The sequence below is a fragment of the Bifidobacterium sp. LH_449 genome (assembly GCF_056356755.1).
Map to the genome: position 1 here is coordinate 51,744 of NZ_JBKEUV010000004.1, position 23,788 is coordinate 75,531.

The 23,788-nt window shown below is 58.8% G+C and carries 18 protein-coding genes; 2 read left to right on the plus strand and 16 right to left on the minus strand.

The window, feature by feature from the left end:
* The first annotated feature begins 209 nt into the window (after nt 1–209).
* Nucleotides 210–1,268, plus strand: a complete 1,059-nt coding sequence (locus AC1AX7_RS04535; RefSeq protein ID WP_476509032.1) for an electron transporter RnfD — start codon at nt 210–212, stop codon at nt 1,266–1,268.
* A 160-nt stretch (nt 1,269–1,428) separates the two neighbouring features.
* Entirely contained in the window at nt 1,429–3,276 is a 1,848-nt protein-coding gene (locus AC1AX7_RS04540; protein WP_476508912.1) for a sialate O-acetylesterase family protein, read from the plus strand.
* A 366-nt stretch (nt 3,277–3,642) separates the two neighbouring features.
* Here AC1AX7_RS04540 and ilvC read toward each other — a convergent pair whose 3' ends face one another.
* The 16 genes from ilvC to AC1AX7_RS04620 all read right to left on the minus strand — a co-directional run bounded on the left by ilvC (nt 3,643) and on the right by AC1AX7_RS04620 (nt 23,786).
* The gene (gene ilvC / locus AC1AX7_RS04545; RefSeq protein ID WP_476509033.1) at nt 3,643–4,713 is read right to left on the minus strand and encodes a ketol-acid reductoisomerase; all 1,071 of its coding nucleotides are present in this window, start codon (nt 4,711–4,713) and stop codon (nt 3,643–3,645) included.
* Between the two features lie 212 nt (nt 4,714–4,925).
* The gene (locus AC1AX7_RS04550; protein WP_476508913.1) at nt 4,926–6,278 is read right to left on the minus strand and encodes an MFS transporter; all 1,353 of its coding nucleotides are present in this window, start codon (nt 6,276–6,278) and stop codon (nt 4,926–4,928) included.
* Nucleotides 6,279–6,758: 480 nt separating this feature from the next.
* The gene (locus AC1AX7_RS04555) at nt 6,759–8,300 is read right to left on the minus strand and encodes an MFS transporter (RefSeq protein ID WP_476508914.1); all 1,542 of its coding nucleotides are present in this window, start codon (nt 8,298–8,300) and stop codon (nt 6,759–6,761) included.
* Between the two features lie 235 nt (nt 8,301–8,535).
* On the minus strand, nt 8,536–9,618 hold the full coding sequence (locus AC1AX7_RS04560) for a LacI family DNA-binding transcriptional regulator (protein ID WP_476508915.1): 1,083 nt from the start codon (nt 9,616–9,618) through the stop codon (nt 8,536–8,538).
* Nucleotides 9,619–9,942: 324 nt separating this feature from the next.
* Nucleotides 9,943–11,457, minus strand: coding sequence for a sucrose phosphorylase (gene gtfA / locus AC1AX7_RS04565; protein ID WP_476508916.1), 1,515 nt, complete (start codon nt 11,455–11,457; stop codon nt 9,943–9,945).
* 179 nt (nt 11,458–11,636) lie between these two features.
* Nucleotides 11,637–12,971 (minus strand): MFS transporter, encoded by a 1,335-nt coding sequence (locus AC1AX7_RS04570; RefSeq protein ID WP_476508917.1) that lies wholly within the window; start codon nt 12,969–12,971, stop codon nt 11,637–11,639.
* Nucleotides 12,972–13,269: 298 nt separating this feature from the next.
* The gene (locus tag AC1AX7_RS04575; protein ID WP_476508918.1) at nt 13,270–13,641 is read right to left on the minus strand and encodes a fluoride efflux transporter FluC; all 372 of its coding nucleotides are present in this window, start codon (nt 13,639–13,641) and stop codon (nt 13,270–13,272) included.
* The gene (locus AC1AX7_RS04580; RefSeq protein ID WP_476508919.1) at nt 13,641–14,369 is read right to left on the minus strand and encodes a fluoride efflux transporter FluC; all 729 of its coding nucleotides are present in this window, start codon (nt 14,367–14,369) and stop codon (nt 13,641–13,643) included. Before AC1AX7_RS04580 ends, AC1AX7_RS04575 begins: the two co-directional genes overlap by 1 nt.
* Nucleotides 14,370–14,602: 233 nt before the next feature.
* A complete protein-coding gene (locus AC1AX7_RS04585) occupies nt 14,603–15,889 on the minus strand; it encodes an adenylosuccinate synthase (protein ID WP_476508920.1) in 1,287 nt (428 codons plus the stop codon).
* A gap of 166 nt (nt 15,890–16,055) precedes the next feature.
* Nucleotides 16,056–17,144, minus strand: a complete 1,089-nt coding sequence (fbaA, locus tag AC1AX7_RS04590; RefSeq protein WP_476508921.1) for a class II fructose-bisphosphate aldolase — start codon at nt 17,142–17,144, stop codon at nt 16,056–16,058.
* A gap of 129 nt (nt 17,145–17,273) precedes the next feature.
* Entirely contained in the window at nt 17,274–18,398 is a 1,125-nt protein-coding gene (locus AC1AX7_RS04595) for a helix-turn-helix transcriptional regulator (protein ID WP_476508922.1), read from the minus strand.
* A 375-nt stretch (nt 18,399–18,773) separates the two neighbouring features.
* A complete protein-coding gene (locus tag AC1AX7_RS04600) occupies nt 18,774–18,986 on the minus strand; it encodes a hypothetical protein (RefSeq protein WP_476508923.1) in 213 nt (70 codons plus the stop codon).
* Between the two features lie 30 nt (nt 18,987–19,016).
* Nucleotides 19,017–22,061, minus strand: a complete 3,045-nt coding sequence (locus AC1AX7_RS04605) for a type I restriction endonuclease subunit R (protein WP_476509034.1) — start codon at nt 22,059–22,061, stop codon at nt 19,017–19,019.
* A 14-nt stretch (nt 22,062–22,075) separates the two neighbouring features.
* Complete coding sequence (locus AC1AX7_RS04610) at nt 22,076–22,462, minus strand: Abi family protein (RefSeq protein ID WP_476508924.1); 387 nt, start codon at nt 22,460–22,462, stop codon at nt 22,076–22,078.
* Nucleotides 22,463–22,566: 104 nt separating this feature from the next.
* A complete protein-coding gene (locus tag AC1AX7_RS04615; protein ID WP_476509035.1) occupies nt 22,567–23,175 on the minus strand; it encodes a restriction endonuclease subunit S in 609 nt (202 codons plus the stop codon).
* Nucleotides 23,151–23,786, minus strand: coding sequence for a restriction endonuclease subunit S (locus tag AC1AX7_RS04620; RefSeq protein WP_476508925.1), 636 nt, complete (start codon nt 23,784–23,786; stop codon nt 23,151–23,153). Before AC1AX7_RS04620 ends, AC1AX7_RS04615 begins: the two co-directional genes overlap by 25 nt.
* Nucleotides 23,787–23,788 lie beyond the last annotated feature (2 nt).

Here is a 23,788-nt window from a genome sequence, read left to right on the forward strand (position 1 = left end):
CGGCCGCCGCACTGTTGCGACGTGCCGTCACCGGCAGACACCAACGAGTGTATCATGTATATGAATCGGTTAAGTTGTCGTTTCGGAAAACTTCAACGACCTTTTCGGGAAGCATCCGAACGACCTCTTCCATCGAAGACGAAACCAAAGGAAGAACCATGCCAGACACGACAACCAACACGGCAACAGACGGCGCCGCAACCGCAGCCCTGCGCCTCATCTCCCCCAACGACCCGTCCATCCGCACCATGGGCCGCATCGACGACGACACGCCGAACAGGCAGGTCTGGGTCTTCCCGTACACGCAGGCGACATTCCGTTTCACCGGCACCAAGCTCGGCGTGCGCGTCATCAATCGCTGGAATTACGGAGACAGCCACTTCGGGGTCATCATCGACGGCGCACCGGCCAAAGCCCGCGTCTCCGTCAACGACACTGCCGTCGATGTGATGCTCGCGGACGACCTTCCCGACATCGAACATGAAGCCATCGTCTACAAACGTCAGGACGGTCAGCATTACTTCGAAATCCTCGGATTCCTCGTCGAACACGACGCGCAGATCCTGCCTCCCGCAACCCCGGCCCCCGAACGCCGCATCGAGGTGTTCGGAGACTCCGTCTCATGCGGGGAACGCAACGAAGCCGTACTGTACACAGGAAAAGCGGACCCCGACGTCGATCTGAGCTCCTACAGCAACTCCTGGTACTCCTATGCGGCCATCACCGCACGCAATCTCGCAGCCGCCCTTCACGACGTATCCCAAGGCGGCGCGGCCCTGCTGGACGGCATCGGCTGGTTCGACGGCCCCGACTACACCGGTATGGAAAGCATCTGGAACAATATCGAATACAACCCGACACTGGGAGGCAGCAAACCGTGGGACTTCTCCCGCTACACGCCGCACGTCGTCATCGTCGCCCTCGGGCAGAACGACGCCAATCCGAACGATTTCATGAAGGACGACTACGACGGGGAGCAGGCCCGGCATTGGCGCAGCCGCTATGTTGATTTCGTGCATGCGCTGCGCACGAAGTATCCGAAGGCGCACATCATCCTGACCACCACCGTGCTGCAGCACGACGCCAATTGGGACAAGGCCATCGATGAAGCCTGCAACGCAATAGGCGATCCGAAGGTCACGCACTTCCTGTACACGCGCAACGGTTCGGCGACGCCGGGCCACCCGCGCATCGCCGAGCATGAAGAAATGGCCGCCGAATTGACCTCCTATATCGAAGCGCTCGGCGACTGCATCTGGCAGGACTGACGGAAGCGCGAATATCGCAACCCGTCAATCGCAATACATAAGACACACATACAGCATGTTGGTGATGTTTCATGTGAAACATCACCAACGACAACACCAGCTCACACGCCGCCAACGGTGCGGCCACACGCGGCGATCGCACACGGCAAAGAAAGGAACAATGATGTCCGAAATCGTCACAGGCCCGGCCCCGGGCTCCGCCATCGCAACGGGCCCGGCCCCGGGCTCCGATATGAGCGCGCCCGCCACCGCCAGCGCCGCCGAAGACCGCACCGCCCGCGGCGCACTGCACGTCGCCGCGGTCTTCAGCGACCATATGGTCTTGCAGCGCAATCGCGATATCACCGTATTCGGCACCGCAGCCACCGACGCGACCGTGAATGTGACACTCCTCGACGCGGACGCCGAAATCGCGTGCACCGCCACCAAAGCCACCACCGGCGGCGCATGGACGGCCCATCTTCCGGCGATGCCGGCCGGAGGTCCGTACACACTGCGCATCACCGCCAACGACGCGCCAAACACCGACGTCATCGAATTCCATGACGTGCTCATCGGCGAAGTATGGCTCGCCGGCGGCCAAAGCAACATGGAGCTCGAACTGCGCAACAGCGAGAACGGAAAAGAGGTTGCCGCCGACACCGACGACCCGCTGCTGCGTTTCTACAACACGCCGAAAACCGGCATCATCAATCCGGCCGCCGAAGCCGAATCCGGTTGGACCGCGGCCAACGCCGAAACCAGCGGCTACATGTCCGCGGTCGGCTACTATTTCGCCCGCCGTTTACGGGAACGACTGGGAGAGGACATTCCGGTCGGCATCATCGACTGCTATATCGGCGGCACCTCCGTCACCGCATGGATGAGCCGCGCCAATCTGGAAACCTGCATGGCGGGACAAGACTATCTGGACCGCTTCAACGCAGCGATCGCCGGAAAAACCGACGAACAGTTCCGACAGGAAACCGAAGCGTGGCAGACGCGTTTCAACAAGTGGAACGACGATATCGCCGCCGCCCGCGAAGCGGAATCGGACATCACATGGGACACGTTGAACGCACGCTACGGCGAATGCCCCTGGCCGCCACCGGTGACACCGACCTCGCAGTATCGCCCGGCCGGACCATTCGGCACGATGATCGAACGCGTCGCGCCGTACGGCATCGCCGGCTTCCTGTGGTATCAGGGAGAAGAGGACGAAGCATACTGCGGCTCCTACCGCGAACTGCTGGGCATGATGATAGACGAATGGCGTGCGCTGTGGACCGCGCCCGCCACCGGCGTCGAAGCCTCCGCCCGCGATGCCGCCGATCCGCTGCCGTTCCTCATAGTGCAGCTGCCGCAGTGGATCGACAAAACCACGTATGCCAATGATGCGGATCCGCTACACTGGCCGGTTCTGCGGGAGGCCCAGTGGAATGCCGCGAAAACCATCGACGGCGTGTATGCAATCACGACGATCGACTGCGGTGAATTCGACAACATCCATCCTGTCGACAAAAAGACGCCCGGCACGAGATTGGCTGACTGCGCGCTGCACAACGTGTACGGATATGATGACGTCGCCGTTGACGGCCCCGCTCCCGTATCGTGCCGTCAGGATGCCAACGGTACGATGCTGCTGTTCTTCCGCCATGCACACGGCCTGCATTTCCGCGGCACAACGCCGGGATCCGCCGTCTCCGGTTGCGACGCGAATGATGTTGCGCTGATTCGGATGGCCGGCGATTCCGGTTTTGAAATCGCCGGACCGGATGGCGTCTTCCACCCGGCGACCGCCGCGATCTTCGTGAACTGCGATGTTGATGGCGGCTCCGACGCCGATTCACAGACGGCCAATGACACTGTTGCCGGCTGCAACGATTTGGGCACCATTACGCTGGCCTGCGACGCTGTGACCGATCCGGTCGCCGTCCGCTACGCATGGCGCAGCTGGGGCCCGGCCCCGCTGTTCAACGGCGATAACATGCCGGCCGCCCCGTTCCGCATCGCGTTCAAGCGCGCATAACAAGCATTCCGTGCCCATAGCGACGTTTTGCGGAGGCTAACACGCAGGCATGCTCCGTGTCGCGTCGCAAAAAGACCGTTTTGCGACGCGACACGGAGCACAGGGGCGTGTCACACTCCGCAAAACGTCGCTAAGAGAGAGAAAACGCCGACGCATGAAGCCGGATCGAACCGGCAGGAAATCTCAAACCCGCCACAAGGATATGCCCGCATACCCATGGCGCGAACGGGCGGCATCCAGACGACACGAACGGCCCAAACGGCCGCAACAACGGCGAGTGGCCGCCACCCCGATCGAGATGGCGGCCATTCGTTCTAAGAACCGGTATGTTCCTATGTCCCCTAAGCGACCAATACGGTCACAGGCTCACTGCACCTGGGCGCGGGCGATCTTGCCGGTGAAGGAATTGGCCTCGTCGGCGTCCTTGGCGGCACCGTTGTTCCAGGAGAACATGGCGCGCAGCTTCGGGCCGACGGATTCGATGCGGACGTTGGAGTACTTCTCCTGCAGTTCCTTGAACTTCGGGGCGCCGGCGTCCTGATCGTCAATGAACTCCTTGGCGAAGGAGCCGTCCTGGATGCGCTTCAGGTGGTATTCCATGCGCTTGCGGCAATCCTCGTTGATGACGGTGTTGGTGTAGTCGCCGTACTGAGCGGTGTCAGAGCAGGACCAACGAGCCTTGTTCAGACCGCCTTCGTTCATCAGGTCGACGAGCATCTTCAGCTCGTGGCAGACCTCGAAGTAGGCGATTTCCGGCTGGTAGCCAGCGTCGGTCAGGACTTCGAAGCCCATTTCGACGAGCTTGTTCACGCCGCCCATGAGGACGTTCTGCTCGCCGAACAGATCGGTTTCGGTCTCTTCCTTGAAGGTGGTCTTGATGGCGCCTGCGCGCAGAGCGCCCAGAGCCTTGGCGTAAGCCAGGCACATTGCCCAGCCGTCACCGCGCGGATCCTGCTCGACGGCCACGACGACCGGGACGCCACGGCCGGCGGCGTACTCACGACGCACGATGTGGCCCGGGCCCTTCGGGGCGACCATGAAGACCGGGTGGTCTTCGGTCGGCTTGATGTAGCCGTAGTGGATATTGAAGCCGTGAGCGAAGGCAACGGCCGCACCCGGCTTGATGTTCGGCTCGATGTCGTTCTTCCAGATGTTGCGCTGGAACTGATCCGGAGCCAGGATCATGATGATGTCGGCCTCAGCGGCGGCTTCCGGCACGGACTTGACTTCCAGGCCCTGTTCCTTGGCGAATGCGACCGACTTGGAGGTCGGGCGCAGGCCGACGACGACGTCCACACCGGAGTCACGCAGGTTCAGCGCGTGAGCGTGGCCCTGAGAGCCGTAACCGATGATGGCGACCTTCTTGCCCTCGAGCACGGAGAGGTCTGCATCGTTCTCGTACCAGATTTGTGCTGCCATTGTGGCACTCCTTTGAATTTGATTTCTGGGCTCCCCTAATCAAGAGTCCACGTTTCTGATTGTTCATATACGGACGGCCGTTCGCCGTCCGTTCGGGCGTTGCCCCGTTATTTTTTCGGTCAGGAGGATTTTGTCCTCAAATCTGGGGACCATCCTAACCATGGATTTTGCGTGTCACGGGCGCCCCGTCCAAAACGTGAACGCCCGCGCACAAACTTGTTGCTTGATGGTCACTTCGTGAAATCGACGTCCTTGGTTTCATGGCAGCTCACGACCGCTACCAAGCAACACACGGCCATAATGCCAAGGTACAGGCCGACGGAATGCACGCCCCAATTGGCGGACAGCCAGGTGGCGATGGTCGGCACGAAGGCCGCGCCGACGATGGCGGCCAGGTTGTAGCCGATGCCGGAGCCGGAGTAGCGCACGTTCGCGTCGAACAGTTCCGGCAGGAAGGCGCCGATCGGGCCGAAGGCGGTGCCCATCAGGGCGAAGCCGACGCACAGGAACGCCATGTTGGCCACGAAGTTGCGGGTGCCGACGATATCGGCGTTCAGCAGGAACGGAAACAGCGCGGAGAACACGACCAGCAGCACGGACGAGACGACGATCACGCGGCGGCGTCCGAAGCGATCGGCGTTCACGCAGGAGATCACGATGAACAGCGCGAACACGCACACGGCCAGCATCAGCATCAGCAGATATTCCTGATTGGTGAAGCCCAGGCCGCCGCCGCCTTCGCCCTGCTCCTTGGTGCCCCATGCGAGCGACCAGGTGGCCAGCGTGTAGAACAGCGTATAGGTGACGGCCACGAGGAAGGTGGCCTGCAGCACCTGCTTCCAGGATTTCTTGAACACTTCGACGAGCGGGGCCTTGACGACCTTGTTCTGTTCCTGCGCCATGCGGAAGATCGGGGTCTCCTCCATGTGCACGCGTACGACGAGGCCGACGATGACGAGGATTGCGCTCATCAGGAACGGCACGCGCCAGCCCCAAGCGAGCATGGCGGCTTCGTCGTTGAAGCTTTCCAGCACGAAATACGTGCCGTTGGACAGGAAGAAGCCGATCGGCGCGCCCAGCTCCGGGAAGGAGCCGTACAGCGCACGCTTGTTTTCCGGCGCGTTTTCGGTGGCGACCAAGGCCGCGCCGGACCATTCGCCGCCCAGGCCGATGCCTTGGATGAAGCGGCACAGGCACAGCAACGCGACCGCGGCCAGACCCCACTGGTCATAGGTCGGCAGGCAGCCGATCAGGAAGGTGGCCACGCCCATGGCCATCAGGGAGACGACCAGCGTGGTCTTGCGGCCCATACGGTCGCCGAAGTGGCCGAAGATCAAGGAGCCGACCGGGCGCGCGATGAAGGCGACGGCGAAGGTCACGAGGCTGAGCAGCAGCGCGACGGTCGGATTGGTCGTGTCGGAGAAGAAAATATGCGGGAAATAGTTCGCCGCGGCGGTGCCGTAAGCGTAGAAATCATAGAATTCGATGGCGGTTCCGACCATCGAGGCGGCGATGACGGTCTTCACCGAATCGCGCACCATTGCGGCGGCTTTTCCAGTCGTAGCTTCGACTGCGGTGGTCATATCAATGCTCCCAAAAATCGTGGTATACGTCCGTTTTTGGCTGAGCCTTCCGCATTTCGTCGCTGCGCCTTATGGGCTATATATGACGAAACCCTGCGTTTTGCAGGGTCTTACTTGGTTGAAGCCGAACCCTGCCACGCGTGGGACGGGGTTCAAGCCATGCTCGATCAGCCCGCCAACGACGACGGGATAATAATTCGTGCGGCCTGCATTGCATATGCATACATTCCAGTCATCGCGGCGAACCTCCTTTCGGGCTTTACAAATCCTCCTGTTGAACCGTTGTTCAACTTTCGTTGTGCAATGTAGGCCTTGCCGGCGTCCACATTCCAGCGATAGTTCACTATTTGGACGCCGCTGTTTGCGCAGTAATAGTGAAAAATGTGATTGCGATCTGTAATTACAACAAAGCGGTGGCGCCTTCCACATACGAAAACGCCACCGCTTGTAATTAGAAAATCAGCAATAATACCGTGTGATTCAGGCGCGTACTGCGATTGCGGCAAGGCCGGACAGCACTACCGCGACGACTGCGGCGAGCAGCAGCACAGCATATGATGCGCCGGTTACGGCCATCAATGCTGCGCCGGCGGCAACGCCGATCAGCGCGCCGACGCTGCCGGCGAATTGCATCACGCCGACATATCGTCCGGATTCGCGAATATCCGGCAGCACTGCCATCGCCAGCGGCTGGCCGACGCCGTCAAACAGCGCGAAAGCGAATCCGCTGAGCGCGGCAAACACCACCATTGCAAGCACCGACGGCACGATCCAAACGCCCAGCAATCCCAACACATACAACATGCAGGCCGCAATCGTAGGAATGCGCAGATCATCGAAATGCTGCACGATCGGCCCCAATACGAACGCGCCAATCAGCGATGCGGCAAACGACGCAAGCGCCATCATGCACACCGTAACAACGGTAGCGACCAACCCGCCCATAGCATCAACAATGAAATAGGCGACGATATACCACTGGAACACGCCAGTCAACGCGACAGCGGCCGCCATCATCATGCGGGACGCGCATGCAAACGTGAACTTCGGAGCGTTTTTCGCCAGACGATATGCGGCGAAGAATTCGCTTTTACGGCGCACTGCGATCGCTTCGCTGGAACGTTCGCGCGGCAACACCAGTACAGAAAGGATGCCGGAAATGGCGAAAACAGCTGCGTAACGCGGGAGGGCGGCGGCCAAGTCATCAGAGGAAAGCGCGCCGAAAATCACGCCCAGCAGCTGGCCGAGGGCAAGACCGACGCCACGCCAGGCGTCGGCTTTGTCGCGGAATTTATCGGGGATGCGTTCGCCGAATGCAGAGGCAAGCGGAATCGCCATCATGACGTAACCGAGCTGCACCAGCACCCAGCAGGTCGTCATGAAAACGATTTGTCCAACGCCAAGAAGCAACGTGAACAGGCCTGCGACCAAACCACCGGCAATGATCCAAGGCGTACGACGACCGAAAGGTGTGCGCGTATTGTCGGACTGCTGCGAAATCAGGGCATTGCACAGCACCGAAGCGACTATGCCGATGCCCATCAGCGTGGCGAGCGCCGTTGTACGACCGTCTCCGGCGACGCCGGCGACGCGAATAGGCACCAGTACAACGTTCAACGCCGCCCAGGGGATGGTGATGAACAGCGCAGCCAGCATGAAGCCGATTTTCATGCGGGTCACTTCGCTACGCGATGGGCGGTATCCGTCGGCGTCCACCATCGGGTCACGCAAATCAAGGAACGATGATTCCATATTCGGCACGGCGACGTCGATGCCGGCGGCTGCGGTGACCGGCGAGCCGGCGGCGTTGAGGCGAGCCGCCTGCACTTCAGGCTTTTCGTTGGAGGCCTGCGGCTTGCGCGGACGCTGCTTGACGGTCAGTCGTGCGATGGCGCTTTTTTCTTCCGGGCTCAGAACCTTGTCGAAATCAGGGCGATCATCGATGCCGGGACGGATGAAGACCTGGCCGGGCAGCGGTGGCGGGGTTGGCGTGGACTCGGTATCGTTGTTTTCTTCTGTCATCTTTTTTCTCTCGCGTCAGACTGCATCACAACAAAGAAAAACCACCCGCATGCGACTGCAACAGCGCATTACGAGCGGTTTATCAACATACCTGCATGCTATCAGGGCGACGCGAAATGACGGACGGAAGACAACGACGGCTGGGAGACAGTGACACGCCACGCGCTGTACGAACGTATGATGTTGCCGCTGACCGCCTAGACCCGGCAATGCCGTCGGGAATGCAAGACGCATTCTAATGCCGCGTACTGTCGCCCTGTACGAAGGTGACGGGAATCAAGTCCATGGCCTCGGTGATATCGCGTGGGGACAGGTCGCCTTCAGGCCCCACACCGACAATCCCGACCATGGACGCATCAAGTTTGCCGCCTTCGGCTTCGCGCGCCTGCAGCAATCGATGCACCAGCCGCCGCGCAATGGCCCGACAATCCTGCCGTACGCACGTCAATGCGACACCCGCCGCATCAGCGACGAACGTGCCATCATACGCGACGATCTGCAAATCGTCCGGAATGCGAATGCCACGCCGGATGGCCTCTTGTGCGCAATACGCCACCACATGGTCGGCCCCGACGATGACATCGGCATCAGGATATCGGTCCAGCACGGACAGCGCGATTTCACGCTGCATCCCGAATTCCGCGACGTCGCCCACTTCCACATAGTCATAGCGGACTCCGCTCTCGGACAGCAAGCCTTCCATTGCGGTGTGGAAACGCACCGTAGGGAACGTGGTGCCCATGCCACCGGCATAGTCGACGAATTGCGAACGCGGCCCTCCCATCGACACGACATGTCTCACGCCGGTCTTCAGCAGATGCTCGGCAATCAGCCGTCCACCCCTGTCATGATCCGAGCCGACAGCAGGGATGCCATCGCCCAGATACCGATCGAACGCAACAACCGGACGCCCGATGGAAGTCCAATACTCCGGCGGATAATCCGTATGAGACGCCATGATGATTCCGTCCACCATATGGCGGCGCAGCATATCCACATATTCTTTTTCGCCCTTGGTGCCCTCGGACGTGGAGCACAGCATCATGTGCAAGCCGTGATCGGAAAGCTCGTGATGGATGGCCGAAATCAGCGCGGAGAAGAACGGATGCCGGATGGATGGAACAACGACCCCGACGATATCGGTGCGATCGCGGTACAAATTACGGGCAAGCTCGTTGGGGATGTAGTTGAGGTCCTTCATCGCGGATTCCACACGTGCACGCATATCATCGGAGACATATCCGCTATTGTTCACCACCAACGACACCGTGCTGAGCGAAACTCCGGCCTTCTTGGCCACGTCACGCATGCCGACCATGACTCCTCCATCCTTCATACGACAAGTTTCCGACGGCGCCCCGGCGAAAGAACGCGCATTACAGGATACTCAGACGCTCACCATCGAACGCGACGCATGCTGGATGGCCGTCACGATCGGCAGGCAGCACAACAACGTGAGCAGATTGACCATCATCAGGTCGAACACGACTCCCATGATGCGGAAGAACGCATTGTTTTGATCAAAAAAACTTGGCCATACCAACATCCTCACACATAAGACGCACCGCGTCGATATTTACCGGCGCGACAACGTATGACAAAGGCGGCGCCCCTTCGCGAAGGCGCCGCCCCGAACGAACCGTCAGGCAATGACCGGAGGATTGGCGATCAGATCGTCGGTGCGGTGCGCACCGCCGGCATCCGTCCAGGAAAGCGAGGCAACCGGGGTCTCGTTGTCCATGCCAAGCCCACGTCCCGGTTCGAAGGTGAGGCTGGCCGAAGTGGTCTCTCCCTTCCAGATGAAGGTGATGGCCTTGTCACCGTCCACCTCGTAGGAGAATTCGCCGTCGAAGGCGTCGAGCGTGTTGCGCAGGCGGCACAGCGCGTTCAGGGCCTTGACCACCGGGCGTTCAAGGTCCTTGTCGATTTCCTCGACCGTGTAATAGTGACGGTTGATGTCACGTCCGACGTTGCTGCGACGCAGCAGGTCCATGTCGTTCTTGCCGGCGAGCGCGCCGACATAGTAGACCTGCGGCACGCCCGGCAGGAAGAACTGCACGGCGCGGGCGGCGATATAGTGCTGGTCGTTGCAGCCCAGCGCGGAATAATACGTGCTGTTGACCTGATAGAGGTCCAGATTGGAGGCTGCGGCGCCGGTGGCGGCCTGGGATTCTCCATTGGTGTTCGCGTGGATGGTGTTGACCAGATTGTCCACGTCTTCGTCCGGAATCAGACCCTTCAGGCTGCGGTCAAGCTGGTCGGAACCGATGTCGATGACACCGATGCCGTCATGTGTATCGAGCACGGTGACGGCATTGTTCGGACGCACCTCCGTCCAATGCGCGACCGGCTCGACATGTCCGGTGAACAGGCTGTGCAGCAGCAGCGGCGGCAGGGCGAAGTCGTAGACGCGGTCGACCTTGGACGCGATTTCGATCTGCTTCTTGTAGTAGGAGTGCACTTCGATGAGGATCTCCAGACCGCGCTTGACGCCTTCTTCGCGCAGGCGGGAGATCAGATTGAAGGTCTTCGGGGTCATGAAGCAGCTGGTGCCGGCTTCCTTGGCGCCGTAGCCGACTGCGTCGAGACGGATGTAGCTGACATGGCTGGCGGCCATCTGGTCGAAGATCGACATCAGGTATTCCCAACCCTTGTCGGAGTCGGTATCGATATCGACCTGCTGCGGGGTGAAGCTCACCCACACCAGACGGGTCTTGCCGGCGAATTTGTAGTGGGTGAACGGCAGGCCCGGACGCGGGCGGTAGATGCCGGCCAAGTCCTCTTCGGTGGCGCCGTTCGGGAACACGGAGCTCATGGTAAGGAACATCGGATAGTATTCGGATTCCTCGCCCTTGACGAGCACGTCCTGGAACTGCTTGGATTCCCAGCTCATGTGATTGACGATGGCGTCGACCATGATGCCGTGGGTTTTCGACAGTTCCGCGACATCGTCCCAGTCGCCCAACCGTGGATCGACTTTGGTGTGGTCGATCGGGTCGAAACCTGCGTCAGCGCCGTCAAACGGCGTGAAGAACGGCAGGATGTGAACGCCGTCGTATACGCCGTCGAAACGGGTACGCAGAATATCCGTCATTGATGCGATCGTGCCCTCACCCAGCCGGTCCGCATAGGTGATGAGCTGCACTTTGTTCTTCATTAGCCCTCCCTGGCCTCGGCGCATCATGCCGCCAATTTCATCGTTCGAGACGGGACGGTCCAATCGACCTCGCCGTCATCGAACCGGTTCGACAATAATAACGCAAAATATCCGCCATCACACGATTTCGCGTGTCGAACCGGTTTTGCACACAACAAGTCGAATTATGGCGTCCGCCGTCACCGGATATTGCGAATACGCATGATCAGCCCCGCCGCAACCAGCACCACGACAATGCAGACGGGGAACACCAGCTGGTAGTTGTTGGTCATCGCCACGATAGCCGACGTCAAAGCAGAACCGATCACCGAGCTCAACGTATTGGCCATGTTGAGCACTCCCAGATCCTTGCCCGCCTCCTTCGGGTTCGGCAGAATGGACACGTTCAACGCCTGATCGATCGCGTTGTACACGCCATAGCCGAAGCCGGCTATTCCCGCGAACAGGTACATGCCCATCTCATTCGGAATCAGCCACGGCATGGCCGCGCCGACCGCGAACAGGCAGCTGGACAGCGCCACCGGCAGCTTCCTCATGCCAAGGTAATCGGCGACCGGCCCTGCGACCACAGCCGCGATCAGGGAGGCGATCATGGTGATCACCGACATCTTCGCGATGATCGTCGCAGCGGCATTCGAAACGCCGACGGCGTTCATGCCCGAATCAGCGAGAATGTAGTACTTGATGATGTACAACTGATATCCTGTGATCATCTGATATCCGGCGACCATCATCATGCGGCCGAACAATGCGTAGTAGAAATTCGCGGATCCCTTGCCGTGCGGCGGGACGAATGCGCGCAGGATCATGGCCAGGCTCAGCTGCTCACGAGGCTCGTCAACGTTGGAAGGCTCGCGAGGCCAGATACCCACGACGATGATGCCGATCAAAGCGAAGCCGAGGGCACCGACCATGAAACCCATCGGAATATTGTTGATCATCAGCGAGCCCACCAAGGAGCCGGCGGTCTGGCCCAGCACACCGCCACCGCCCATGAACGAAGACACCGTGCCACGGAACTTATCCGGCACACGATCGGACATCGTCGCGACGAACGGGGCGTTCATCCAGTTGTAGAACAGCTGAATGCCGCACCACAACAGCAGGATCAACGGCAGGGACCTCGCATGGACCAATCCATACACACACAAGCCGCACAGAACGCCGCCGGAAGCAATCCACAACGTGCGTTTGCCGAAACGGGACCGCGTCAGATCGGAGAACGTGCCGAACACGATGTTGGCGACCAACGCCACCACGGAACCGACACTGTTGATCAGGCCAATGAACGTGGCCCTTTCGCTCGGCGCGATCTGATCGACCAGCTGCGGGACCAGGATACCGGACAACGAAGTCCACACGATACCGGTGACAATCAGGCTGATGGTGAAGCCGGCGCCCAGGCGAAGCACGCCGACCACGCCAGGATGCTCACCATTGGCCGCGGCCAGAGAATCATACGAGTCGACCGGCCCTACGCCGACCGCCCGCGTCATATTGTCATTGTTGCCCATAGGGTTGTTCCTCTCTTAATCCCCTGCATCAACATGACCCGCAGACCCCGGCATGGCAAAAAGACCGAAATCACGCATGGAATTGCACTCATAAGGATTCCCGCCGCCGAAGTCCCGACTCAGACGTAACACATCGTCCGCGGCGCATGGAACATCATTCCTTGGCCATCGAACCGGTTTATGCTAATGCAAAACCGGTTCGGTTCGCATATTTTCCGCGTGTCGAACCGGTTTTATACGACAGTCGCGGAATCCATGAGGCATGGCTGACAGCCATGCACGTACACGTCGCAACGCATTATCGGGTGAGGGAGACGAACCACCAGCCTAAAGCCACACACACCATTGGCACGACGACGGTTGCCAAACAGTACGCGCCGGCGACTGCGAAACGGTGCTGACGAACAAGCGTGACCATTTCATTGATGGCCGTCGAAAACGTGGAAAAGCCCCCTAGGAATCCCGTCACGAACAGCAGATACGCATTCGGATCAGCCACATCGTAAAACGCCGACGCCGCGGCGATGCCGGCAAAAAAGGTCGCCAATACATTGATTACAAACGTATGCAGCGGAAAAGCTTCCTTCCAGCTCTGCTGGATGGAAGTATTCACGACGAAGCGCGTCATCGCGCCCAATCCGCCGAACAGACACACACCCAAGAACAGCATCAGCGCACCTCCCCTGTAATCGGATCGGCCACGACCGGAATCTGATCAGTGCTTGGATGCAGATCGTCGTGCGGGGCTTCGTGTAAGTCGTTGCGCGCGTTTTCATGCTGGCCGTCGTACGGCGTCGGCACGACAATGCCGCCTTCCGCCGCTTGCGGACGCTTCTTGTGACGCTCCGTCAACGTGTTTACCGCAACCTGTGCGGCGCGCTTCGAAGACAGCTTCATCGCCGCCGACACCGCCAGCGCAGCCACAATAAGGCCACACAAAAAACTCGCCGCCGTATATACGGCGAATCCCGCATATTCGCCGGCCTGCAGCGAATGAATATTTTCAATTGTCAGCGCCGACAGCGTGGAAAAGCCGCCGCACATGCCCATACCGACTCCGCGATTCGCCAATTCACGGACCCTTTTGCGAATCCATGTCGCCTGCGCCCAATATGCGGCCAAAAATGCGAATATGCCGCACGCCAGCATATTCGCGAGGAACGTTGCAGGATGAAACGCGCTGAACACACCGGTCTGCGCGGCTGCAGACGGCATCAGCAACGACAGCCCATACCGTAGCGCCGTACCAATGCAGCCGCCCACGAAGACGACGACATACAGCATCACGTCGGCCAGCGGATTGAAACGTGCCTGCATACGCTTCATCGGGGCCAGCGGAATCTTCGGAGGATTGTCAGGCGACGAGGAATTCGCGCCGGCCGGCCGCGGTGTATCCATGGTGGTTTCTCCATCCCTTACGCAACGACGATGCTTCACTACACATCAACTGTACAAAACGCAGTCCACTGCGGGTTGACCGCATACCAATCATCAAACAGACCAAATATCGATGTGCGCCAATGCCGGCAGCGGCAACAATGTGACGGCCGACCACTGTCTCGCAGCGGTCGGCCATGACATTTACGGAATATGCGAATCGTAATCCGATTGGAATCAGCCGTTCAATCGATTCAGTCCAGCAGCGAATTGATTTCGATGATGTGATCGCGCTGCGGTCCGGTACCGATCACAGAGATGCGGCAGCCGGAGATTTCTTCCAAGCGCTTCACATACGCCTGGCAATTGGCCGGCAGCTCCTCGAAAGAGTGCATCTGGGAAATGTCTTCATCCCAACCCGGCATGGATTCGTAAATCGGCTTCGCGGCGGCGAAAGCGGCCTGATCGGTCGGCATCTCGTCGAAACGTTCGCCGTCGACGTCATAGGCCACGCAGATCGGAATCTCCTTCAGACCCGTCAGCACGTCCAGCTTGGTCAGCACGATGTCGGTCAAACCGTTCACGCGGGAGGCGTAGCGGTTCACCACGGCGTCGAACCAGCCGCAGCGACGCGGGCGGCCCGTGGTCACGCCATACTCATGGCCCTGTGCACGCAGCCAATCACCCTCCTCGCCGAACAGCTCGGTCGGGAACGGGCCTTCGCCCACACGGGTCACATACGCTTTGGAGACGCCGATCACGCGGGAGATCTTCGTCGGGCCGACGCCGGTACCGGTGCAGGCGCCGCCGGCGGTCGGGTTGGAGCTGGTCACGAACGGGTAGGTGCCGTGGTCGACGTCCAGCATCGTGGCCTGGCCGCCTTCGAACAGCACGGTCTTGTCCTCGTCGAGGGCCTTGTTGAGGATCAGGGACGTGTTGGCGACGTACGGCTTCAGACGCTCGCCCAGCTTCAGCAGTTCCTCGGTGGTGGCGTCCACGTCGATGGCGCGACGGTTGTACAGCTTGACCAGCATCTGGTTCTTCTGATGCAGGCTGGCTTCGACCTTGTCATGCAGATGGTCGGCGTTGAACAGGTCGTGCACGCGGATGCCGACACGGTTGATCTTGTCGGCGTAGGCCGGGCCGATGCCGCGGCCGGTGGTGCCGATCTTATGCTTGCCGAGGAAGCGTTCGGTCACCTTGTCGAGTACGCGGTGGTACGGGGCGATCACATGCGCCTCCTCGCTCACCAGCAGACGGGAGCAGTCGACGCCGCGGGCCTCGAGGCCGTCGATCTCCTCGAACAGCACTTCCGGATCGACCACGACGCCGTTGCCGATCACCGGGGTCGCACGCGGGCTCATGATGCCGGACGGCAGCAGGTGCAGCGCATAGGATTCGTCGCCGACGACGACGGTGTGGCCGGCATTGTTGCCGCCGTTGAAACGTGCGACGTAATCGACGCTGCCGCCGATCAGATCCGTTGCCTTGCCCTTGCCTTCATCGCCCCACTGAGCGCCGATCAACACGATTCCAGGCATGATTGCACCTCCGCTTGAAGCCCGATTCCGCCGGGCAACAAGCCTACCGTAGACCCTCTACTGAAAGACGGCGATTGTCCTTATTTCAAGCGCGTTGTCCCGCGCATGGAATCATGCGGACACGCGCGGGACGAATGCGGGGCGATGCAGTCCGGAGACGCCGCCCCTACTTCAGCGCCTTGCCGGCGGAGCCGAGCTGCACGCACGCTTCGACCACGCGCGCGGCCATCGCGTCTTCGGCTTCACGCCCCCAGGAACGCGGGTCATACAGCTTCTTGTTGCCCACTTCGCCGTCCACTTTGAGCACGGCGTCGTAATTGCGGAACATGTGTCCGGCGATGGCGCGCGAGAACGCGTATTGCGTATCCGTATCGATGTTCATTTTGATGACGCCATATGAGACGGCTTCCGCGATCTCCTCCGGACTGGAGCCCGATCCGCCGTGGAACACCAGCGCGAACGGTTTGCCTTCCGGCATATCCGGCAGCGAACACGCCGACACGGACGATGCGCCCAACGATCCCAGGCGCCCATCATGCGTGGCCCTCCACACTTCGTCCTGGATGTCACGCAGCAGCTTCGGACGCAATCGCACGATGCCCGGCTTGTACGCGCCGTGCACGTTGCCGAAGGTGAATGCGGCCATGTAGCGGCCATGCTCGCCAAGCCCCAGCCGTTCGGCGACGCGCACGCCATCGGCGGGCGTCGAATACAGTTTTTCGTTGATTTCCGCGCTATGCCCGTCCTCTTCGCCGCCGACCGCGCCGATTTCGATTTCGAGAACGGTATGGGCCTTCACGGATTTTTCCAGCAGCTCCTGCGCGATGGACAGGTTTTCCTCCAACGGCACCGTGGAGCCGTCCCACATATGCGACTGGAAGGTCGGCTCCTGGCCGCGCTTCACCTGATCCGCCTCATGCGCCAGCAATGGGCGCACCCATTCGTCCAGATATTGCTTTGCGCAGTGGTCGGTGTGCAAGGCGATGGTGATGTTGGGATATCGCGCGGCGACCTCATGCGCGAACGCGGCGAACGCGAGCGAGCCGGTGACGCGATCATTGACGGTTTTCCCGGAGAAATAGGCGGATCCGCCGACGGACACCTGGATGATGCCGTCGGATTGGGCTTCGGCGAACCCCTGCAGAGCGGCGTTCAGCGTCTGCGTGCTCGTCACGTTGATGGCGGGGTACGCGTATCCGCCGTGTCGGGCGGCGTCCAGCATTTCAGCATAACGTTCAGGGGTTGCGATTGTCATGATTCCATTATCGCCCCGAAATGGGCGTGGTGCCGCCCGAAACCGCCGTTTTATGTGTGATGTTGGTTACGGGGACGGCGGCCTACGACGCGGCTGCGATGCGGCGCGACGGCCGCCGTGATCGCATCGTCACCGTGGGCCGTCGTCGCCGTGCCAGACACGCAGTATATGCGTGATCAGAGAGCTGATGGCGCACAGGATGCCGCCGATCGGCCAGGCCAGCCAGAACAGTCCGGTCCCGGCTCCCCATCCCCCGGCGTCGCCTATGAACAGCATCGACAATCCGATGATGGTGGCGAGCAGCATGATGATGCCGCAAACAGCCCCGTTGATCTGGTTGTACCGGTCGTTCTGATACTCCCATGATTGTTCGTTGTATTCCTTTTCGGCCTCATGGTTGTACTCGTCGATGTTGAAGCGGCCGTACCGCATGCCGAACAGCACTATGCAGAACACGCCCGCAGCGATGAACAGCAGCATCACGCTGACAGGCCACCCGTCCTCCACGGCGAGCACTTCGCTGGAATATATCAGGACGGATATGCCGACCAGGATCAAAGCGATGCCGACCACGATGCCGACCGCGAGTTCGCGCACGCCTTTCGCGCGGTCTTCGGCCTGATAGAAGTCCTCGACGTACGGATGCCTGCGAACGAACTCGCCATGCGCCATCATGCTCGGAATCAGAAACGCGAGTCCCGCGACCACACCGATGATGATGCAGAGGAACAGCAGAAAATCGTTGAACGCGCCGCTTCCGAACAGGGAATGGCCTTTATCGAACAGCATCGCCACGCCCACGCCCACGATTATCAGCGCCACGCCCGTCGAAATCTGCCATGCGAAACGGCGCATATGCTCGTCATAGCCGACGACATCCTGCGGGCGCCCCTGCGGCATCGGCATATCCGTTCGGGCATCGCCGCGCGTGACGGTCTGTGCCGTCGCAGACGACATCGCGTGCGGGGACTGCGTCGTGCCGGCGGCCGGCAACGTGGCCGGCGTCTCGTCCGACGGAACGGATGCGGATTGCGCGTTCGCCGCCGCCGGATGGCGCACATCGCCCATCACCAGGTCGTCCAGCGTGCATCCGAACAGGTCGCACATCATCAGCAGCTTGTCCATTTCCGGATACGCCTTCTCCGACTCCCATTTGGAGATCGCCTGTCGGGAAACGCCCAGCAGCATCGCCAGCTGCTCCTGCGTCATATTGCGGGAGCCTCGCAGGTATTGCAGATTCTCTCTAAAGCTCATCGTATTCACCTGACCTTCACTGTCTCATCTTCCCATACGATCGGGTGGTTTCAGCTTGCGTCAAAGGCGTGGTTGCATTCCACCATCTTTCGGTTGCATCGGCACATGCGACCGACATTCCCCGCAACCAGCGGTTGCATCCGCGGAATTCCAATGATTCTGAGGCACACGGCAAAACCATCCGACAGCCCTCGCCGTCGCCGTGCCAGTCAAGGAAAGCCATATGCACGAGCATTCACTGCGACCGATGCGTCCGTCTCCGCAAACATGACCGGTCGAGCTGAGCGACCATCAACGTACTTGTTTTAAACCTGTGATATGTGTACTTTCCCTCCTTTATGATGAACTGCACCCACATTCAAAGAAGGAGACCCATCAGCATCCACAAAACAGAGGCTTTACATACGCTTCAGTGTTGTTGTCGAAGAACTTTTCAGCGGGCTGACGTTCGGTTTTATGCTTAACCAGCGCATTGGCAAAAATCGTCTCGACCCATTGGGCCAGTTCATCGCTTTCACCGTTACTGCCTCTGTGCGTAAGTTCTTCGTACATAGAGTCGAGCAGCCGTACTTTGCCGCAGGCAGCCATTTCCGTTCGTCCTTGGAGGCAGCCGTTCCCTCACATTCCGACAAAGCGATCGAAGTATTGGCGGAACCGCTTGACGACTCGGCTCTTCATCAGCTCGTATGCGTTGCTCGGCGCAAAGCGCGATACCGGGGGCAACATCGACACTATTCTGGTGCCGTCCGTGTCGATGTATCCTTCCTTGAAGCAGTCGACGATGAACTGTTCAGCCAGTCCCGTCTTCAGGTGCTCCTCGCTGACGATATGCTCGAACTCCTCCTGTTTCTTGCGGGCGATGTATTCCTTCCAGTCTCGTTGCACGTCCGCACCTGAGGACAGGGATTCGACGAACGAGTCGATGAGATCTTTTTTACTGCGCAGGTCGGGCGAAGACATGATGGTGCGGTTGATGTCCGCGATGATCGCCTTATTCTTCATATGCCCATCATGGTATTGGGCCACGAGTGCGAGGATGTAGTCGATGTTCACCTCAATCTGCTTGACCAGTTCCGCTTCAAAGACGACGTCGTCGTTGATGATTTCCTTGTCGGTTTCCTCATGCGAACGCCGCTGCTGGTAGAGATCGATGTACGAGCTTTGGTAGTCCTGCAGGTCGCGCAGGCTCAGCACATCATCATTGGAGAAATCGTCGAAGGCCTGGAGGATGTTGCGTAGCCGCAGGATCGAGCCGAACAGGGTGAGGAAATCCTTCTGAGCCTGTTCTCCGACGATTTCCTCGCCCAGAGGGAACTGTTTGAGTAGTTGCGAGACCTTCTCGTTGTATGCAGCAAGATATTCCGCATATGGTTTAAGCACCACCGTGCCCTTGGCGTCCTTGTCTCCGAACAGAGCCAAGGCGTCATCCACCTCCTGTCGCAAATCGCGGAAGCAGACGATGTTGCCAAAGGTCTTCACCGAGTTCAGGATGCGGTTGGTGCGGCTGAACGCCTGCATCAGGCCATGCTGCTTCAAGTTCTTGTCCACCCACAGGGTGTTGAGCGTCGTGGCATCGAAGCCGGTAAGCAGCATGTTCACCACGATGGCCATATCCAGGTCGCGGTTCTTGAGCCGGCGGCACAGATCCTTGTAGTAGTTCTCGAACTGGTCGGGTGCCGTGCTGAAACTGCTGCCGAACATTCGGTTGTAGTCGCCGATCGCGGCATCGAGGAGATCCCGTGATGACTGGTCAAGGCCAGCGGTCTCGAAGTCTTCGTCATCAATGAAGCCCTGCTCTCCGGGGTCAGCCTCGTTCGGTGCGAAACTGTAGATCAGGGCGATCTTCAACGGTTCCCCACCGCGTTCGACCTGCTGGCACTGGAACTCGGCGTAATATTGCTTGGCCATGTCGATGGAATCCGCAGCAAACAGCGAGTTGAAGCCGCGAATGCGCCGTTCCTTGAGCATATAACTAGATTGCCGCTTGGTTTTCTGGTCGAAATGGTCGAGTACATATGACACGACCGCGCCCACACGCCGCGGATCGCTTAGCGCTTTGGCTGCATCGATGCCATACACCTGTTCGTCCTTGACGCCTTCCTTGCGGCGCACCGTATCCACATAACCGATACGGAACGGCAGCACGTTGCCGTCCTTGATCGCGTCCACCACCGTGTACGAGTGCAGGCAGTCGCCGAATGCTTGTCCAGTGGTGCGCAGGCCGGGAGCGCCTCCGGTTTTCGCGTTCACGGCGAAGATAGGCGTACCGGTGAACCCGAATAGGTGATAGTTTTTGAAATGCTTGGTGATGGCAGTATGCATCTCGCCGAACTGGCTGCGATGACATTCGTCGAAAATCAGCACCACATGCTGCGCGTAGACATCGTGCTTGGGATTGCTGCGGATGAATGAGGAAAGCTTCTGAATCGTGGTGACGATGATCTTCGCGTCGGGGTTGGCCAGCTGATCGGCAAGTACCTTGGTGCTCTTGTTGGAGTTGACCGCGCCCTTTTTGAAGCGCTCATATTCCTTGATGGTCTGGTAGTCGAGGTCCTTGCGATCCACGACGAACAGCACCTTGTCTACACCGTCCATGTTGCTGGCGAGCTGCGCCGTCTTGAAACTGGTCAGCGTCTTGCCGCTGCCTGTGGTATGCCACACGTATCCGCCCGCCTCGGGCGTGCCGAGCTTCTTCGGATTGTATTCGCTGATGAGAATGCGGTTGAGGATGCGTTCAGTGGCTGCAATCTGGTATGGACGCATCACCAGCAGGTCATGCTCGGCGGTGAACACGCAATATCGAGTCAGGATATTGAGCAGCGCATGCCGAGCGAGGAACGTCTTGGCGAAACCCGTCAAGTCGGCAATGACATGGTTACGTCCGTCGGCCCACCAGCTGGTGAACTCAAAACTGTCGGAACTCTTCTGCGAACGGCCCGCTGTGGAACGGCCTTCCATCTCGTGGATGTGCTTGAAGCGCGTGGTGTTGCTGTAGTACTTGGTGTGCGTACCGTTCGAGATAATGAAGATCTGGGCGTACTCATAGAGTCCCGATCCAGCCCAGAAGCTATCACGTTGGTAACGGTTGATCTGGTTGAACGCCTCCTTGATCGCCACGCCCCGTCGCTTCAACTCGATTTGAACCAGTGGCAGACCATTGACCAAAATCGTCACATCATACCGGGTCGGATGACTGCCGCCCTCCTCCTCGAACTGGTGAAGCACTTGGAGACGGTTGCTATGAACATGCGCCTTGTCGATGAGACGAATATTCTTCGTCGTACCATCATCACGGTTCAGGATCTGGATGTTGTCTTCCTGGATCAACCGGGTCTTGTCCTCGATGCCCGCCGTCGAAGAGGCGATAACCTCATGGAAGAAATGTGACCATTCATTATCGGTAAACTGGACATCGTTCAACTTCTCAAGCTGAGTGCGCAGATTTGCGATAAGCTCGGACTCCGTATGCACGGAAAGTCGTTCATAGCCTTGGGATTCGAGGACGTGCAGCAGCTCCTCCTCCAGATCCGCTTCGCTCTGATACACGGTCTCGCGGCTGTGGTCAGGCTCATATTCGGCCACCACCGTGCTTTCCGCGTCCTCGGCCACGAGCTTGTACAGCTTGCCGCCATCCGGCAAATCCATATCCGACTGCTCCGTCATCATGGGCTCCTTCTTCATCTACATTTGTCCGCGAACCTTGAACGCAGGGTGAGTTCCACCCTCGCGGTGCCCTTGAGAATGATGTTGCGCAGCTCCTCGTCCATCGCATAGGGAGTGAGGAAGTCAATGTCCCGCGTTCCAGGCCTGTATCTGTTGTCGCCAGCCGCTGGGTTGACTTGGAATGGGCGGAAATAACCCGATAGACGGTAGTAGTTGCAATCAAAGAGTACCCGCCGCAGTTTTGTCTCGTCCGTGATTACCAGACCACGATCTGACATTAGAGCGATCATCTGATCGATGGTTTTCGCAGGTTTGGACTCCGCCCCGGTATGAGAAGAGCCCCCTGGTTTGAGCACTGTGAGTAGGCTTAGGGAGCTGCTGTTATTCACCATGCTAGTCATACCCTCACATTTTGAAAAGTCTGCGGCGCGTCTCAGCCATGCTATGCGTTCCCATGGTCCGACAGGCGACCATGCGCCGACTCGACTATTCCCATGGCGAAGCGTCACGCGGCAAGTTCGTCGAATGACAGCAGACGGTCCCGGTAGTACTCGTACTGCCGACGGCGAGCCTCGATCTCGGCGGGCAAGCCGGAGCTCAGGTCATTGGTGAGCGTGTCGAAACGGTCAAGGATGGAGACAATTCGGCGTTGCTCTTCGATCGGCGGCAAACTGATAGGATACAATTTCACCTTCTTAGCATTAATATTCGATTGCGAGCCCTCTCCCAATGCTTTTAGATGTTCATACTCATTGGAAAGCCAGTGGAACACATATCGGACATCGGCTTTGCTCTCGTCAATCTGTAAGTTACAACATGCTTGATTGGTTGTTAAGGGAATGCTGTTCACTGCTACCTTTGCGGCCGTCGCCCCATACATTGCCACAATCACACAATTGGCCGGTATCCACTGGGCAGCCGAATTTTTCAATCCTTCATCTGAAATGGTGGCTGAAGTTTGATTAATAACATTGAAGTCAACATCCTGAGTCCTCAACCATGGGACATTTCCATCATAGTAATCATGACGCCTTGATGATGGTGTTCCACCTGAACAGATTCGGATGCAAATATCCTGAATACAAGCGGTTATGACTCTCTCTCTCTCTTGAATGTGAGGAGTTCATTGCGGTAATGGGCGTACTGCTTCCTCCGCGCCTCCAGCTCCGCCTCCAGCTCCGCCTCCAGCGAGCTAAACGAATCCAGAATCCGAACAATCTCCTCCTGCACCGGCAACGGAGGAACCGGAACGGCGATTTTTGCCAAGTCATCCTTCTTGATTTCCATTACTTTAGTTCCATGCACATATGCGCGTTTGCGCTGAAAGAAATCCAGCGTTTGGAAATAGTAAGCAAGATATTTCGCATTCTGGTGATGCCTAACAACGATTGAATGGCCGCCAGTTACGATGTCTGTCTCGCCAAGCCACGCAACTGCTTTACATACATCCTCAAGATTTTCGCTAGTGGCTGTCACAATCAAATCATTTGGATGGACCTTAAGAAGTTTGTCTGCGAGCTTTTTGTCTACGAACGAAATGGTCTGAGACGTAAAAGTATCGTATCGCGTATAAATCTGACCATAATGGATGCATCCAATACCTTTGTCCGTAAAATCCTTCTTTTGCAGACCATTCCCCCGGTATAACTCCGCAATAGTACCCAGAGGCTTGCGTTCAACCCCATCAGGGCAATATTTTGCAATCAAATCGTCAATCCTGCTCACCA